This window comes from Paraburkholderia phytofirmans OLGA172 (genome assembly GCF_001634365.1).
Taxonomy (GTDB): domain Bacteria; phylum Pseudomonadota; class Gammaproteobacteria; order Burkholderiales; family Burkholderiaceae; genus Paraburkholderia.
Genome location: NZ_CP014578.1, coordinates 4072603 through 4087993, shown reverse-complemented (window position 1 = coordinate 4087993; position 15391 = coordinate 4072603). Strand labels below are relative to the sequence as shown.

The following is a 15391-nucleotide window of genomic DNA, read 5'->3' as shown; positions in this document are numbered from 1 at the left end:
TCGGTGCAGGCAACGTTGTCCACTTGACCGCACCGCCCACTCAGGATGAAATGTTGCTTAAACTTCCCGGTTTTCCTTGATGTCCCACGCGAGCACGCTTTCGCCTCCGCGGGTGCCCTGGTCGGTCTGCTCCCAGTATTGCTTCCTCACCTTGGCGGCCTGGAACGCATAGGTCACGTTGACCGCTTCGGAGCCTTTTGCCGCACCCTGCTGGACCGACGTCACAAGGACCTCGGACAGCGTGATGCGCAGATACTCGATTTGCGAACCGCCTGCTTTGCACACGGAAATCTCGACCTTCGGCAAGTGCTTGCCATTGGCGCAAAATTTGAGCACTGCGGGCGCCGCCTTGTCGATGAAGGTTTCGACCAGCAGATCGTTGAAGCTGACCTTGCCGATGCCGCCGCCACTGCCCGTTGCCATGCTGCCGGGCTGGGCTGCCCCCCATGAATAAGACTGGATGTCGGTCCATCCCTTGTGATTGGCGTCTTTGGATTCGCCCGTCACCCCGTCTACCCGCATGTACATATCCACTGACATTTTTCAGCCTCCTTGTGAATGAATCGAACTCGATGGTTAAGGCCGGTGCGCAGGCATGTCGCCGTCTTTCAGCGCCGGCAGCTTTGAAACCAGTCTCAGTGAGACGGTTAGTCCCTCTAATTGATAGTGCGGACGCAAAAAGAATTTCGCGCCGTAATAGCCGGGATTGTCTTCAATGTCTTCCACGACGACGTGCGCGGCCGCCAGCGGTTTTCGCGCCTTGGTATCCTGGGACGAGTTGACCGGATCGCCGTCGACATAAGTCATGATCCAGTTGTTCAGCCACGATTCCATTTCGCCGCGTTCCTTGAACGAACCGACTTTGTCGCGCACGATGCACTTGAGGTAATGCGCGAAGCGGCAGCACGCAAACAGATAAGGCAGGCGGGCGGCGAGTTTCGCGTTGTCGGTGGCCGTTGAATCGTGGTATTGCGCCGGCCGCTGCAGCGATTGCGCACCGATAAAGGCGGCGAAGTCGGAGTTCTTCCGGTGCACGAACGGCATGAAGCCGTTCTTTGCCAGTTCGGCTTCGCGTCGGTCACTGATGGCAATTTCGGTTGGGCACTTCATGTCGACGCCGCCGTCGTCGGTCGGAAACGCGTGGGTGGGCAGATCCTGCACGGCGCCACCCGACTCCACGCCGCGAATCGAGGTGCACCAGCCGTAGTGCTTGAACGACCGGTTGATATTCGTTGCCATGGCATAGGCCGAATTGATCCACGCGTAGCGCCGGTGGTTGGCGCCGTCCGTGTCTTCCTCGAAATTGAAGGCATCGACCGGATTGGCGCGGGCGCTATACGGCAGACGCGCAAGAAAGCGCGGCATGGTCAGCCCGAGATAGCGGGAATCGTCCGACTCGCGGAGATGGCGCCATGCGGCGTACTCACTGTTCTGGAAGATTTTGGTCAGGTCGCGCGGGTTCGACAGTTCCTGCCACGATTCCATTTGCATGACCGCCGGCGACGCGCCGGTGATAAACGGGCAGTGTGCGGCAGCGGCGATCTTCGCTATTTCGCCGAGCGTTTCGACGTCAGGCGGACTATGGTCGAAATAGTAGTCGCCCACCAGACAGCCTAGCGGCTCGCCGCCGAACTGGCCGTATTCTTCTTCATAGACTTTCTTGAAGATTGGACTTTGATCCCACGCGACGCCTTTGTAGCGCTTGAGCACGCGCCTCAGTTCCGTCTTCGTGACCGGCATGCAGCGGATCTTCAGCAGTTCGTCGGTCTCGGTGTTGTTCACCAGATAGTGCAGTCCGCGCCATGATGATTCGAGCTGCTGGAAAGCCTCGTCGTGAATGATGGTGTTGATCTGCTGGGACAGCTTGCGATCGATCTCGGCAATGATGGCCTGGATTGTCTGGTAAGCGTCGTTCGAGATAACCACCGCGTTTTCCAATGCCTGCAGGGCAAGCGTTCTGACGGCCCCGTCGATCGCTGTCTGCGTTTGTTCGGTGCGCGGATTGAACTGCTTCATCAGTACAGCTGAAAAAGTATCTGCCGAAAAGGCCGTGGTGGACGATTGCTGCTCGATGGATTCTGCGTAGTTCATAAGGATTCCCGGAACGTACCTGGATGAATGCGTTCGTGCCTGTGCGACTACTGCTTGTCGGCCGTTTCGTTGCCGGCGGCTTCCGGCCCGACGGGACCGGACGGAGCGGCGAGCGTCTTGAGCAGGGCCGGATTCCTGAGCGCCTGGGTGATCAGTTCTTCCGCGCCGCTCTTGCCATCCATATAGGAAAGCAGGTTCGACAATTGCGAGCGCGCTTGCAACAGTTGATCGAGTGCCGGTACCTGCCTCGCGATTGTGGCTGGCGAGAAATCCTCCATGCTCCGGAAGGTCAGATCGACTGCCAGCATGCCTTCCCCGGAGATGTCGTTTGGCACGCGAAGCGCGACGCGCGGCTGGATCGACTTGAGCCGGTCGTCGAAGTTATCGATATCGATTTCCATGAATTTGCGCGCTTCCAGGTCCGGCAGAAGCGTGGTGGATTGACCTGCCAGGTCGGCGACGACGCCCATGACGAACGGGATTTCGACTTTGCGCTCGCTGCCGTAGAGCTCGACGTCATACTCGATCTGGACGCGAGGTGCGCGATTACGGGCAATGAACTTCTGTCCAGTTGCGTTTGCTGGGGTTGCTTTCGATCCGTTCGAAATGGCCATTTCAAGCTCCACTGTTTTCACTGGCTGTGATTTGCGCTGCGTGGGCGCCGCTCAATTGACCGCAACACCTGATAGCCGCTCCGGCTGGCCTGTCAGAACATCAAGTTGCGGCAACGCGGCCGGCGCCAACTCGCGCACGATTTCATAAAAAGTCATATGCATCAGACGCTGAGCCCGTCGCAACAGGAGGGGGACCGGATGGCCGGGTTCCGCTCGCTCCAGATACACGCATGCGTTTTCCAGTGCGGCGATGACATCTTCACGCGTTCGTATCGACATCGATCCGGCAGCCGCTGTGTGAACGTTGCCGGCATGTGGGCGCTCGGTGGGCGTGGCGATCGCCGGCACTGGCGGCGGCGATTCGGCACACCGCGAGGACGAGGCAATGTCGGATGGTTCGCCGATCGCCTGATAGACAACACGCAACGGACCCTCTACCGCGATTGGGTCGGGTACCCAGGAGGAATCGAGGTGTACGGAGATCTGCCGCTGGATGCGTTCGATCGCGTACAGCAGTTGTTGAATCACCATGGATTCCTCGCGCGCGCCTTTGAGCGTGGCCCGCAACTCCGTTTGCAGGGTGACGTCCGACGCGGGAAATCCGCACACGGTTGCCGATTGTTTCCGTTCGAGAATCGCAGCGGCGTCGCGCAGGGAGAGTTGACCGAACCGCCAGAGCAGCAGCGGGGCGCCGCGTGCACTGCGGCCAAGTGCCTGCTGGTCAGTCAGCGCCGCGATTGCGTTTAGCCGCGGCAACGGATCGAATTCGCCCGCTGTTTCAAGTTGGGGGTGGACATGCTCCCAGTATTGATCGAGGACATAGGCGGCGAGCGACAGGCCTCGGGCATATCCGGCAAGGCCGGTCATCTTCGTCCAGGCAAGCGTCAATAACGCGATGACGCGCAAATCCACGGTGCGGCTGAGCAATGCAACGGCCAATGTCTCCACATGCGGCCAATCCGGCGCGACAGCTGGAATCAGGGCTTCGCCAAATTGCTGCTCGCGACTGCCGGTTGCAACCTGCTGCAACGTGGTGAACGCTGCGTCATATTCCAGGTCGGCACCACACGGCTGTTCAAGACTGATGGGTCCGATTTGATTGCTCAGTACGGTATTCATCTCTGTTTGCTTGGGTCTGGATACTGACTAATTTGGGGTGGGCGCGTATTTGGAATTAATCTGATTGATAAATTGGTTATTAGGAATTGTTAAGATGATTTCTCAATTAATCGCAATTTTCCGCGTCTCTTTTAAGAACGGATTGGAATCTTCTTAAAACCCGCTGGGCCGCTTGGGGACGTTTCCCCGCCGAGCGGCGCGGCCAGGCTCAGCTGGCAGGCGACGCATAGGGGTAGCGATGGCAAAAGGTCAATTTAATCAGGATGCGGAAATGGTGTGTGCGATTAAATGTATTGGGGCTGATGTTATTGCGGCTTTGCCAATATGGCAAGCTAATTTTTATTATTTCATAAGGAGGATTTTATGAATTTATTAGGATAGGCAAAAGTTAGCTTGGCGTAGATATTAAGCGCGTGATTCGTCGTCCGGTATTGATGGCTATTTGAGGCTGCGATAAATATGGGACGACAAGGGAATTGGCGCAGCAGTCTGTCCGGTTCGATCGGAATGGTTCGGACTGTAGACGACCCCAGCCGATAGGGGTATGGCCGGGCAGGCCATATGATGTCGGGCGCTTTACTTGAGTAAATGTCGCAAGGTGGGGGTGGGGCCGACGCTGCGTGGCTCGCTTCTGCATCAAGCAACTGATCCTTGCCCGCGAGAGGAGGCATCCCGTTGAGGGTGGGGCGGTGCAAAAAATGCGACCCAAAACAAAAAACCGCCAAGCAAGCTGGGCGGTTTTTCGAGCCTTGAACTAACAGGGCAAATCTGGTCGGGGTGAGAGGATTCGAACCTCCGGCCTCTACGTCCCGAACGTAGCGCTCTACCAGGCTAAGCTACACCCCGATTTGGTACTGGACTCCTACGGTGTTTCAGTCTCGTTCAAGACTGTCTTGCCGTCGAGTAAGAACATAATTCTAGCAGGCTATCTTTGAAAATGGAATCAGGAAATGAAGAAATTGCTGCAGCTGCGGCCAGCGCTTCCTGCTTCGCGCACTCAAGCGTGTGATCCAGTGCCCCGGAGCGCGTGATCGCTTCGAAAATGGTGTCGAAACGGTCCGTGCCGCCTTGCTCGATGGCTTCCCGCGCGAGCGCCGACTGCTCGGGCGTGCCGCGTTCGATCAGATAAATCAGCGGGAGCGTGGGTTTGCCTTCGCGCAGATCGTCACCAGCGTTTTTGCCCATCGATTCAGCTGTGCCCGTGTAGTCGAGCCAGTCGTCCATGATCTGGAACGCGGTGCCGATGCGGCGGCCGAATTCCGCGGCAGCGGCTTCCGTCTTCGCGTCCGACCCGGCCAGCACCGCGCCGAGTTGCGCGGCAGCCTCGAACAGCTTGGCGGTTTTGTAGCGGATCACCTGCATGTAGCGCGCTTCGTCCACGTCGGCGTCGTGCATGTTCAGCAACTGCAGGACTTCGCCCTCGGAGATGATATTGGTCGCCTCCGACAGGATTTCCATCACGCGCATCTTGCCCACGCCGACCATCATCTGGAACGAGCGCGAATACAGGAAGTCGCCGACCAGAACGCTCGCGGCGTTGCCGAACAGCGCGTTGGCGGTCTGGCGGCCGCGCCGCAGATCGGACTCGTCGACCACGTCGTCGTGCAGCAGCGTGGCCGTGTGGATGAATTCCACCACCGCAGCCAATTCGTGCCGATGCCCGGTGGTCTCGCCCAGCGCGCCCGCCATCAGCAGCAGCAGCGCGGGCCGCAGCCGCTTGCCCCCGGCGCTGATGATGTACTCGGAGATCTGATTGATCAGCATCACGTCAGACGCCAGACGGTGCCGGATGACGCGATTGACCTGCTGCATGTCTTCGGCGATCGGAGCGAGCAGGCTGGCGGCGTTGGAGGAGGGGGTGGCAGTCGACGACATGATGGCTGAATTGGGTAGTGCCGCGAATTATAAGGCGAATCGCGACAGTTCCGGGTCGCAGGCTGCGGCACGGCGCGACAGAGGCAGCGGCTGGGCCGCGTACCGGGGCTGGACGGCAAGGCGCCGGGCGGTGCGCGCGGCGCCTCTCAATGAGTTTTGACCGAGCAGCTAACTCTATGTATAATCACGGGTTTCCGCGCGCGGTGCGTGGGAAAAATGAACACAGAGTGAGGTTCTCAATGTACGCGGTCATAAAAACCGGTGGCAAGCAGTATAAAGTTGCCGTCGGCGAAAAACTTAAAGTAGAACAGATACCGGCAGACATTGACGCTGAAATCACGCTCGACCAGGTTCTCGCAGTGGGCGAAGGCGAATCGATTAAGTTCGGTACGCCGCTGGTCAGTGGGGCTTCCGTCAAGGCTACCGTCGTGTCGCAAGGTCGTCACGCAAAAGTGACCATCTTCAAGATGCGTCGCCGGAAGCACTACCAGAAGCATGGCGGCCACCGCCAGAACTATACCGAACTGCGCATCGACGCGATCAACGCGTAAGCGCAACGGTTAAGGAGCAAATTAAATGGCACACAAAAAGGCAGGCGGATCATCCCGCAACGGCCGCGACTCTGAATCGAAGCGTCTCGGCGTCAAGGTTTACGGCGGTCAGGCCATCAACGCTGGCGGCATCATCGTGCGTCAACGTGGCACGCGCATGCACCCGGGCGAAAACGTCGGTATCGGCAAGGATCACACCTTGTTCGCGCTGACGGACGGCCACGTCAATTTCTCGACGAAAGGCGCAGCGAAGAAGCACATGGTCAACGTCGTCCCGGCAGCAGTCTGAGTTTAATCAGGCACGGGCTTCAGGACCGGAAAAAGGCCCCGCGAAGTTCGCGGGGCTTTTTTTATTGCAGCGTTTTTTGTCCGAAGAATTGGCGGATTGCATGGCCATATCGGCGCGGTTAGCCGATCGGCTGATTGCTCACCGCACGGCGAGCGCGGCAAAATAGCAGCATCTGAAAGCATCAACCCAGCAGCACCATCTAGCAGCACACCACGGGACGGAGTTACGCATGAAGTTCATTGACGAAGCGAGGATTGAAGTCATCGCCGGCGACGGAGGGGATGGCAGCGCGTCGATGCGCCGCGAGAAATTCGTTCCGTTCGGCGGCCCGGATGGCGGCGACGGCGGCCGGGGCGGCAGCGTGATCGCGGTCGCAGACCGCAACATCAACACGCTGATCGACTACCGCTACGCGAAAAAACATTTGGCGCGCAACGGCGAAAACGGCCGCGGCGCGGACTGCTACGGCAAGGGCGGCGACGATATCACGCTGCGCATGCCGGTCGGCACGACTATTACCGATATGGAAACCGGCGAGCTGATCGCCGACTTGACCGAGCACAACCAGAGCGTGCAGATCGCGCAAGGCGGCGCGGGCGGTCTCGGCAACCTGCATTTCAAATCCAGTACGAACCGCGCGCCGCGTCAGAAAACCGACGGCAAGCCCGGCGAGCGCCGCATGGTGCGCCTCGAATTGAAGGTGCTGGCCGACGTCGGTCTGCTCGGCATGCCGAACGCCGGCAAGTCGACCTTCATCGCGTCGGTGTCGAACGCGCGGCCGAAGATCGCGGATTATCCGTTCACAACGCTCGCGCCGAATCTCGGCGTGGTGCGTGTCGGGCCGAGCCGCAGCTTCGTAATTGCCGACATTCCTGGTTTGATCGAAGGCGCGGCGGAAGGCGCCGGTCTCGGCCACCAGTTCCTGCGTCACCTGCAGCGTACCGGCCTGCTGCTGCATATCGTCGACCTCGCGCCGTTCGACGATGCAGTCGATCCGGTCGCGGAAGCCAAGGCGATCGTCAACGAGCTGCGCAAGTACGACGAGCTGCTCTATGAGAAGCCGCGCTGGCTGGTGCTCAACAAGCTCGACATGGTGCCCGAAGACGAGCGCGAAGCACGCGTGTCGGCATTCCTCGAAGGCTTCGGCTGGGACGGCCCGGTATTCGAAATCTCGGCGTTGACAGGCCAGGGTTGCGAGAGTCTTTGCTACGCGGTGTATGACCACATCGCCGCGCATTCGGACGCGCAGCGCGCGGCGGAAGCCGAAGATCTCGCTGCCGACGTGCGTTTCCGCGCAAAGCCGGAAGCGCCGGCCGCTGCGTCGGACGACTCGAGCGTCGACCCGCAGTAATAACAAGCCTGAGCGCCGGCGCCCGCGAGGGCCGCCGGCATGCATCACGCGTCATCTTGGGAGACCGCGCACAATGCGTTCCGTCATCGCAGATTCACGGCGATTGGTAGTGAAAGTCGGCTCGAGCCTCGTCACGAATGACGGGCGCGGCCTCGATCATGCTGCAATCGGCCGCTGGGCCGCTCAGATTGCCGCACTGCGCGCGCAAGGCAAGGAAGTGGTGCTGGTCAGTTCGGGCGCCATTGCCGAAGGGATGCAGCGGCTCGGCTGGACCAAACGGCCACGCGAAATCGACGAATTGCAGGCGGCCGCGGCTGTCGGTCAAATGGGCCTCGCGCAGGTCTACGAAAGCCGCTTTGCCGAACATTCGATCCAGACCGCGCAAATTCTGCTGACCCACGCCGATCTGGCCGACCGCGAACGCTATCTGAACGCTCGTTCCACGTTGCTGACGCTGCTGCGTCTGGGCGTTGTGCCGATCATCAACGAGAACGACACGGTCGTCACCGACGAAATCAAGTTCGGCGACAACGACACGCTAGGCGCATTGGTCGCGAATCTGATCGAAGGCGATGCGCTCGTTATCCTCACCGATCAGCAAGGGCTTTTTACCGCCGACCCGCGCAAGGATCCGAATGCAACGCTCGTCCAGCAGGCCGATGCCGGTGCACCGGAGCTCGAAGCGATGGCGGGCGGCGCGGGTTCGAGCCTGGGCCGCGGCGGCATGTTGACCAAGATTCTTGCGGCCAAACGCGCGGCGCACAGCGGCGCCAATACGGTGATCGCGAGCGGGCGCGAAGCGGACGTGCTGTCACGGCTGGCCTCGGGTGAGGCGATCGGCACGCAGCTGATCGCGCGCACTGCACGCATGGCGGCGCGCAAGCAATGGATGGCCGATCATCTGCAGGTGCGCGGCCATGTGGTGATCGACGACGGCGCGGTTGAAAAACTGACCGAGGGCGGCAAGAGCCTGCTGCCGATTGGTGTCGTCGGTGTGCAGGGCGCGTTTGCGCGCGGCGAAGTGATCGCTTGCCTGAGCGCGACAGGGCGTGAAGTCGCGCGCGGTCTGACTAACTACAGCAGTGCGGAAACCAAGCTGATCCAGCGGCGTCCGAGCGGCGACATTGAATCGGTGCTCGGCTATATGCTGGAGCCCGAGGTGATCCATCGCGACAATCTTGTGCTGGTCTGACTCCCGGGCAAGGTTCGCACGACAGAAAAAAGCCGTTCCGGCATGTGAGCTGGAACGGCTTTTTCACGTTCGCGGCGGCTTCCACTTTCGAAGAAGTCCGCTCGCGAAAACTGCCTTAGTGAACCAGCGACGTCTGCGTGCGCTTGTAGCGGATGTTCTCGACAATCTGCTTGGCGTTGCCCGTGGGCATCTTGTTCGCACACAGGTAATCCTGATACAGCGCCGCCTGATAGGCGTTCAGCGCGCCATTTTCAATGCGCCTGAAGTCGTTGGCGACGGTCTGGTCCCAGCCGTCATGATCGGCGTTCAGCCCCGCGTACTGGCGCCATTCATACGTATCGCAGCGAATCCCTTCGTAGTTCACGTTGCGTGCGCCGCTTGGGCTCGTTACGACGACGGTGTAGCGCACCACGCCATCTGTGCCGACGGTAAGCGAACTTCTATCGATCGCGAACTGCAGCGGTGTGTTGCCGGAAACATCGAAAGGCAGCAGATTCGAGTCCTGCGGCAGCGGCGGCAGCGTATCCACCTTGTTTTCAACCCAGGTGCTCGGCCGGTCCAGCAGGTAGGCAAACGTGCTGTCGTCTTTATTTGAGGGTTTGCTGGCGCAACCAGCCAGCAGGGCGCCAGTGGCGACGCACGCCACGACGAGAGCAAGTGCTTTCAATATGGTTTCCTCGAAAGACTGGCGCGGCTCGTCGAGCCGCGCCAGCGGAGGCGGCGTGGACAGCCGCACAGAGTTGTTAATTGCGTACGCCAGGGCGGAACAGCGAGCCTGCGGCGGTTTCGCGCTCCGATTCGTCTTCGTGTTCCGACGCGGAGCCAACTTCGGCTACCGACCCGGAGCCCGGACCGCAATCAGACGCGATCGTCGTGTGAATCGACGTTTCGATGCTGAGAGTGCTCACCGAGGCGGTGACCCTCATCATCGTCGAATCCGGCGGACTTTCCATTGACGACGCTATCCGTGGATAACGCGGCCCATGGTGCCCACCAGGTTTTTCCGCACGCGGCGCAGCCCGGCGCATGAAACGGGATAGCTCCGTCAGCGCCAACTGATACACATCCCGCTTGAACTCGATCACACAGTCGAGCGGCACCCAGTACTCGTTCCAGCGCCACGCATCAAACTCAGGGTGGTCGGTGGCGCGCAAGCATATGTCGCAATCGCGTCCAACCATCCGGAGCAAAAACCAGATTTGTTTCTGGCCGCGGTAATGACCGCGTACTTCGCGCTTTATGAACTTGTCAGGCACCTCATAACGCAACCAGTCGCGCGTGCGACCGATCACCTTGACGTGCTCAGGAAGCAGCCCGGTTTCTTCGTGTAACTCCCGATACATCGCTTGCACAGGGGTCTCTCCGTACTTGATGCCCCCTTGCGGAAACTGCCAGGAATGTTCACGGAGCCGTTTGCCCCAAAACACCTCGTTGTGCGCGTTCAAGAGGATGATGCCGACGTTCGGGCGAAAGCCTTCACGATCCAGCATACAACCACCTTCGAATCCTTTAAAATTGCTTTGATTATAAACAGATAACGGACCCGACGCACCGATTCGCACCAGATTGGAACGATTCGCCGCAAAAGGCCCGCGTTTGCGGTAGCCTGTCAGTCTTCCGTGCCTTATCCCCTGCTGCAAAGGCTTTGCGCGGCGGCTTCAGCGCCGCGGTCGGGCCGGCTTTGCCGGGGTTTTGCCTGGTATGCGCAGTCGTCTGCCGGGGCTGAGCCGGGTCTTGGCCAGACTTTTGGCCGGGTGCTCGGCGAGTCCGTGCCGGCATCAAGCCGGGTCTGTGTCGATTTCCCCACCGTTTTCACCTTTCGGGCGGTCCCTCCGGAGCCGCCGCTTTTGGAAAATCTGAATGAAAGCTTCCCGTTTCTTTATCGGCACGCTGAAAGAAGCGCCCGCCGACGCCGAGATCGTCAGCCACAAGCTCATGGTGCGCGCCGGCATGATTCGCCGCGTCGCCGGTGGCATCTATAACTACCTGCCGGTCGGCCTGCGTTCGATCCGCAAGGTGGAAGCCATCGTGCGCGAAGAAATGAACCGGGCGGGCGCGATCGAATTGTTGATGCCGGCAGTGCAGCCGGCTGAACTGTGGCAGGAATCGGGCCGTTGGGAAAAATACGGTCCTGAACTGCTGCGCTTCAAGGATCGCAAGCAATCCGATTTCGTGATCGGACCGACCCATGAAGAAGTGGTCACGGATATCGCGCGCGGCCAGATCAAGAGCTATCGCCAGTTGCCGGTGAATTTCTATCAGATCCAGACGAAGTTCCGCGACGAGATCCGTCCGCGTTTCGGCGTGATGCGTGGCCGCGAGTTCATCATGAAAGACGCGTACTCGTTCGACAAAGACGCGGAAGGCCTGCGCGAGTCGTATCGCAAGATGTACGACGCGTACGTGCGCATCTTCACGCGCCTCGGCCTGGATTTCCGCGCCGTGGCAGCGGACAACGGCTCGATCGGCGGCAGCGGCTCGCATGAATTCCACGTGATCGCCGATACCGGCGAAGACGCGATCGCGTATTGCCCGACCTCGGAGTTCGCCGCGAACGTTGAAGCGGCCGAAGCGTTGCCGCTGTACGCGGAGCGTGCGGCGCCGACCGAAGAGATGAAGAAGACCGCAACACCGGGCAAGGCGAAGTGCGAAGCCGTGGCTGAGCTGCTGAACATTCCGCTCGAGCGCACGATCAAGTCGATCGTTCTCGCCACGGAAAACGAAGGCGCCGAACCCACCATCTGGTTGCTGATGCTGCGCGGTGATCATGATCTGAACGAGATCAAGGCAAGCAAGCTGCCGGGCCTCGCCGACTTCCGCATGGCCACCGAAGCCGAAATCATCGAGACCTTCGGCACGCCGCCGGGCTACCTCGGCCCGCTCAACACGAAGAAGCCGGTCAAGGTCGTGGCGGATCGCACGGTCGCGAACATGAGCGACTTCGTCGTCGGCACGAACGAGGTGGACTATCACACCACCGGCGTGAACTGGGGCCGCGATCTGCCGGAACCGGTCGTCGCTGATATTCGCAACGTGAAGAAGGGCGACCCGTCGCCGGACGGCAAGGGCGTGCTCGACATCTGCCGCGGTATCGAAGTCGGCCACGTGTTCCAGCTCGGCACGAAGTACTCGGAAGCGATGAACGCCACGTGCCTCGACGAAACCGGCAAGCCGCGCCCGATGGAAATGGGCTGCTACGGTATTGGCGTCACGCGTATTCTGGGCGCGGCGATCGAACAGAATTTCGACGACAAGGGCATCGTCTGGCCGGAGTCGATCGCGCCGTTCGAGGTCGTGCTGTGCCCGATGGGTTATGACCGAAGCGAAGCCGTGCGCGAGCAGGCCGACAAGCTGTACGCGGAGTTGGTCGAAGCGGGCGTCGACGTGATCCTCGACGATCGCGGCGAGCGTCCCGGTGTGATGTTTGCCGACTGGGAGCTGATCGGCGTGCCGCATCGTCTGGTGATCGGCGATCGTGGTCTTAAGGACGGCAAGCTCGAGTATCAAGGCCGCCGCGACGCAGAAGCGACGCTGCTGCCGGTCGAAGACGCCGCCCAAACGGTGATCGGCAAAGTTCGCGCCGCGTTGGCGGGCTAAGCGGAGCGGACGGTGGAGTACACCTTCGTATCTGCGACCGTCCTGCTGATTCTGATCACCGATCCGCTCGGCAATATTCCGCTCTTCATCAGTTGTCTGCGCGGGGTGGCGCCGAAGCGGCGCACGATCGTCATCCTTCGTGAGGTGGCGATCGCCTTCGCGATCCTGCTGGTGTTCATGGTGGTCGGTGACAGCTTCCTGCGCATGATGAGTCTGACCGACCAGTCATTGCGCATCGGCGGTGGAATCGTGCTGTTTCTGATTGCGCTCAGGATGGTGTTTCCGCATCCGGACGGTGCGTTTGGCGGCGACACGCGTGGGGGCGAGCCGCTCATCGTGCCGCTCGCCATTCCGGCGCTGGCGGGCCCGTCGGCGCTCGCAACGGTGATGCTGCTGACGTCGCAGGCGCCGGGCAAGATGTTCGAGTGGATCGGTGCACTGACCGTCACGATGATCGTCTGCGCGATCGTGCTGATGCTCTCTGAGCGGATTCAGGCGTGGCTAGGCGAGCGCGCGATGATGGCTTTCGAACGGCTGATGGGGTTGGTGCTGGTGGCGATCTCGGTCGAGATGATGCTCGGCGGGATCCGCTCTTTTGTGCATCAACTTTGAGTGATATCCGGCGCGGCTCCAAACCACCCTCAAGCCCCTTCGGTCAACGCCCGAATAGTCGGCAGGTTGCGCCAGTAGCCCTTGGCGTCCATCCCGCAACCGAACACATAGCGGTCCGGCACTTCGAAACCACAGTAATCCGGGCGCAGCGGCTTCGCCTTCGGAATGATCTTTTCGCACAGCACCGCGCTCAGGAAACGCTTCGCGCCCATTGCGAGGATGCGGTCGCGGATCGCGGCCATCGTCTCGCCTTCGTCGAGGATGTCGTCGAGCACCAGCACGACGCGATCCTTCACCGACTCAGCCGGCGCCACGCGCCACTGCATCTCATTGCCGCCCTTGGTGGTGTTGCGATAGCGGGTCAGGTGGATGTAGTCGAACTCGAGCGGGAAATCGAGGTGCGGCAGCAGCATGCCGGTGAACACCGCCGCGCCGCCCATCACCGACAGCACGAGCGGGAAGTCCTCGCTCATCTCGTTGCGGATGGCGGCAGCCATGCCGCTGATCGACGCGTTGACGTCGTCGGCCGAAACGATTTCTTCGGAGTGGCTAAAAATGTGGAGAGCTTCTTCGCGGTTCATGACGTCTGACGGGCGGTAACTGTATACATAGTGTGGGAGAGAACGACGGTGCGCGGTACAGAATAAACCCGCACAAATCCGGAGTCAGCGCGCGTGCCGTTGTTCATGCACGGAAGCACGCGCACCGCCGTCTTGCTAAAGCTTAGCGCATGCCGGGCATCATGCCCTTCATGCCGCGCATCATCTTCTGCAGGTTGCCCCCCTTCAGCTTCTTCATCATCGTGCGCATCTGGTCGTACTGATTCAACATGCGGTTGACTTCCTGCACCTGCACGCCCGCGCCGGCGGCGATGCGACGCTTGCGGGTGGCCTTGATCAGCTCGGGCTTCGCGCGCTCCAGCGGCGTCATCGAATTGATGATGCCTTCCATGCGGCGCATCTGCGATTCGGCCATGCCCATATTGGCGCCGGCGGCGGCCTGCTGGAACTGCGCGGGCAGCTTGTCCATCAGCGACGACAGGCCGCCCATGCTCTTCATCTGCGTAAGCTGCGCGCGGAAATCGTTGAGGTCGAAGTCGCCGCCTTTCTTGACCTTGTCGGCGAGTTTTTGCGCGGCCTGGACATCCACGCCGCGTTGCGCTTCTTCGACGAGGGCGAGAATGTCGCCCATGCCGAGAATCCGGTTCGCCATGCGATCCGGATAGAAAATTTCGAGGCCGTCGAGCTTTTCGGCGACGCCGACGAACTTGATCGGCTTGCCGGTCACGTGACGCACGGAAAGCGCCGCGCCACCGCGCGAGTCACCGTCGAGCTTGGTGAGGACCACGCCGGTGAGCGGCAATGCGTCGCTAAAGGCCTTCGCGGTGTTGACCGCATCCTGGCCGAGCATCGCGTCGACCACGAACAGCGTTTCCGCCGGTTTCAGCGTGCTGTGCAGCGCGGCGATTTCGGCCATCATGGCTTCGTCGATACCCAGGCGGCCGGCCGTGTCGACCAGCAGCACGTCGTGGTAGTGGCGCTTGGCCCAATCCACCGCGGCGAGCGCGATATCTACCGGCTTCTGATCCGGTTCCGAGGGGAAGAAATCCGCACCGACCTGTTCCGTCACCATCTTCAACTGCGCGATAGCAGCCGGGCGGTAAACGTCGCACGAGACGGTCAGGACCTTCTTCTTGTACTTTTCGCGCAGGAGCTTGGCGAGCTTGCCGACCGTCGTGGTCTTACCGGCGCCTTGCAGACCCGCCATCAGGATGACGGCCGGCGGCGTGACGGCGAGATTCAGTTCGACCGCCTTGCCTTCATAGTCGCCGCCGATGATCGCGGTGAGCTCGCGCTGCACCACGCCGACCAGCGCCTGGCCCGGCGACAGGCTGCTGATCACCTCCTCGCCGAGCGCCTTTTCCTTCACCTTGGCGATGAACTCGCGCACGACGGGCAGCGCCACGTCCGCCTCGAGCAGCGCGAGGCGCACTTCGCGCAGCATTTCCTGGGTGTTCGCCTCGGTGAGCCGGGCTTCGCCGCGCAGCGTCTTGACGACGCGCGCCATCCGTTGAGTCAGATTGTCGAGCATGGGGAGCGA

General features: G+C 60.8%; 16 protein-coding genes and 1 tRNA gene. 7 read left to right on the top strand and 10 right to left on the bottom strand.

The window, feature by feature from the left end:
* Positions 1 to 57 precede the first annotated feature (57 nt).
* From AYM40_RS17980 to tssA, 4 genes are read right to left on the bottom strand one after another with little or no spacing between them, the layout of a single operon-like run.
* A complete protein-coding gene (locus tag AYM40_RS17980; RefSeq protein ID WP_063497397.1) occupies positions 58 to 540 on the bottom strand; it encodes an Hcp family type VI secretion system effector in 483 nt (160 codons plus the stop codon).
* Between the two features lie 36 nt (positions 541 to 576).
* Complete coding sequence (gene tssC / locus AYM40_RS17975; protein WP_063497396.1) at positions 577 to 2091, bottom strand: type VI secretion system contractile sheath large subunit; 1515 nt, start codon at positions 2089 to 2091, stop codon at positions 577 to 579.
* A gap of 47 nt (positions 2092 to 2138) precedes the next feature.
* Positions 2139 to 2705 carry a type VI secretion system contractile sheath small subunit gene (gene tssB, locus AYM40_RS17970; protein WP_063497395.1) on the bottom strand — a complete coding sequence of 189 codons (567 nt, stop codon included), beginning with the start codon at positions 2703 to 2705 and terminating at the stop codon, positions 2139 to 2141.
* Between the two features lie 51 nt (positions 2706 to 2756).
* Positions 2757 to 3824 (bottom strand): type VI secretion system protein TssA, encoded by a 1068-nt coding sequence (tssA, locus tag AYM40_RS17965; protein ID WP_063497394.1) that lies wholly within the window; start codon positions 3822 to 3824, stop codon positions 2757 to 2759.
* A 238-nt stretch (positions 3825 to 4062) separates the two neighbouring features.
* Between tssA and AYM40_RS43270 the strand changes: the two genes are divergently transcribed.
* Positions 4063 to 4191, top strand: a complete 129-nt coding sequence (locus tag AYM40_RS43270; RefSeq protein WP_256390436.1) for a hypothetical protein — start codon at positions 4063 to 4065, stop codon at positions 4189 to 4191.
* A gap of 402 nt (positions 4192 to 4593) precedes the next feature.
* Here AYM40_RS43270 and AYM40_RS17960 read toward each other — a convergent pair.
* Both AYM40_RS17960 and AYM40_RS17955 read right to left on the bottom strand, forming a co-directional pair.
* A tRNA-Pro gene (locus AYM40_RS17960) sits at positions 4594 to 4670 on the bottom strand.
* Positions 4671 to 4706: 36 nt separating this feature from the next.
* Positions 4707 to 5699, bottom strand: coding sequence for a polyprenyl synthetase family protein (locus AYM40_RS17955; protein ID WP_063497393.1), 993 nt, complete (start codon positions 5697 to 5699; stop codon positions 4707 to 4709).
* 239 nt (positions 5700 to 5938) lie between these two features.
* On the opposite strand from AYM40_RS17955, the gene rplU reads away from it, so the two are divergent.
* The 4 genes from rplU to proB all read left to right on the top strand — a co-directional run bounded on the left by rplU (position 5939) and on the right by proB (position 9082).
* Positions 5939 to 6250: a 50S ribosomal protein L21 gene (gene rplU / locus AYM40_RS17950; RefSeq protein WP_007180329.1), complete on the top strand. Its 312-nt coding sequence runs from the start codon at positions 5939 to 5941 to the stop codon at positions 6248 to 6250.
* A gap of 25 nt (positions 6251 to 6275) precedes the next feature.
* Complete coding sequence (rpmA, locus tag AYM40_RS17945) at positions 6276 to 6539, top strand: 50S ribosomal protein L27 (RefSeq protein WP_007180330.1); 264 nt, start codon at positions 6276 to 6278, stop codon at positions 6537 to 6539.
* Positions 6540 to 6768: 229 nt separating this feature from the next.
* A complete protein-coding gene (cgtA, locus tag AYM40_RS17940; protein ID WP_063497392.1) occupies positions 6769 to 7890 on the top strand; it encodes an Obg family GTPase CgtA in 1122 nt (373 codons plus the stop codon).
* Between the two features lie 73 nt (positions 7891 to 7963).
* Positions 7964 to 9082 carry a glutamate 5-kinase gene (gene proB / locus AYM40_RS17935; protein WP_063497391.1) on the top strand — a complete coding sequence of 373 codons (1119 nt, stop codon included), beginning with the start codon at positions 7964 to 7966 and terminating at the stop codon, positions 9080 to 9082.
* Between the two features lie 115 nt (positions 9083 to 9197).
* Here the strand turns inward: proB and AYM40_RS17930 are convergent, their stop codons facing one another.
* Entirely contained in the window at positions 9198 to 9749 is a 552-nt protein-coding gene (locus AYM40_RS17930; protein ID WP_063498093.1) for a CNP1-like family protein, read from the bottom strand.
* A 76-nt stretch (positions 9750 to 9825) separates the two neighbouring features.
* Positions 9826 to 10572: an RNA pyrophosphohydrolase gene (locus AYM40_RS17925; RefSeq protein WP_063497390.1), complete on the bottom strand. Its 747-nt coding sequence runs from the start codon at positions 10570 to 10572 to the stop codon at positions 9826 to 9828.
* A gap of 370 nt (positions 10573 to 10942) precedes the next feature.
* Here AYM40_RS17925 and AYM40_RS17920 point away from each other — a divergent pair, with 370 nt between their 5' ends.
* Complete coding sequence (locus AYM40_RS17920) at positions 10943 to 12679, top strand: proline--tRNA ligase (protein WP_063497389.1); 1737 nt, start codon at positions 10943 to 10945, stop codon at positions 12677 to 12679.
* A gap of 12 nt (positions 12680 to 12691) precedes the next feature.
* A complete protein-coding gene (locus AYM40_RS17915; RefSeq protein ID WP_063497388.1) occupies positions 12692 to 13291 on the top strand; it encodes a MarC family protein in 600 nt (199 codons plus the stop codon).
* Between the two features lie 29 nt (positions 13292 to 13320).
* Here the strand turns inward: AYM40_RS17915 and AYM40_RS17910 are convergent, their stop codons facing one another.
* Both AYM40_RS17910 and ffh read right to left on the bottom strand, forming a co-directional pair.
* On the bottom strand, positions 13321 to 13872 hold the full coding sequence (locus AYM40_RS17910; protein WP_012434394.1) for a hypoxanthine-guanine phosphoribosyltransferase: 552 nt from the start codon (positions 13870 to 13872) through the stop codon (positions 13321 to 13323).
* A 142-nt stretch (positions 13873 to 14014) separates the two neighbouring features.
* Positions 14015 to 15382 carry a signal recognition particle protein gene (ffh, locus tag AYM40_RS17905; RefSeq protein ID WP_063497387.1) on the bottom strand — a complete coding sequence of 456 codons (1368 nt, stop codon included), beginning with the start codon at positions 15380 to 15382 and terminating at the stop codon, positions 14015 to 14017.
* Positions 15383 to 15391: the final 9 nt, after the last annotated feature.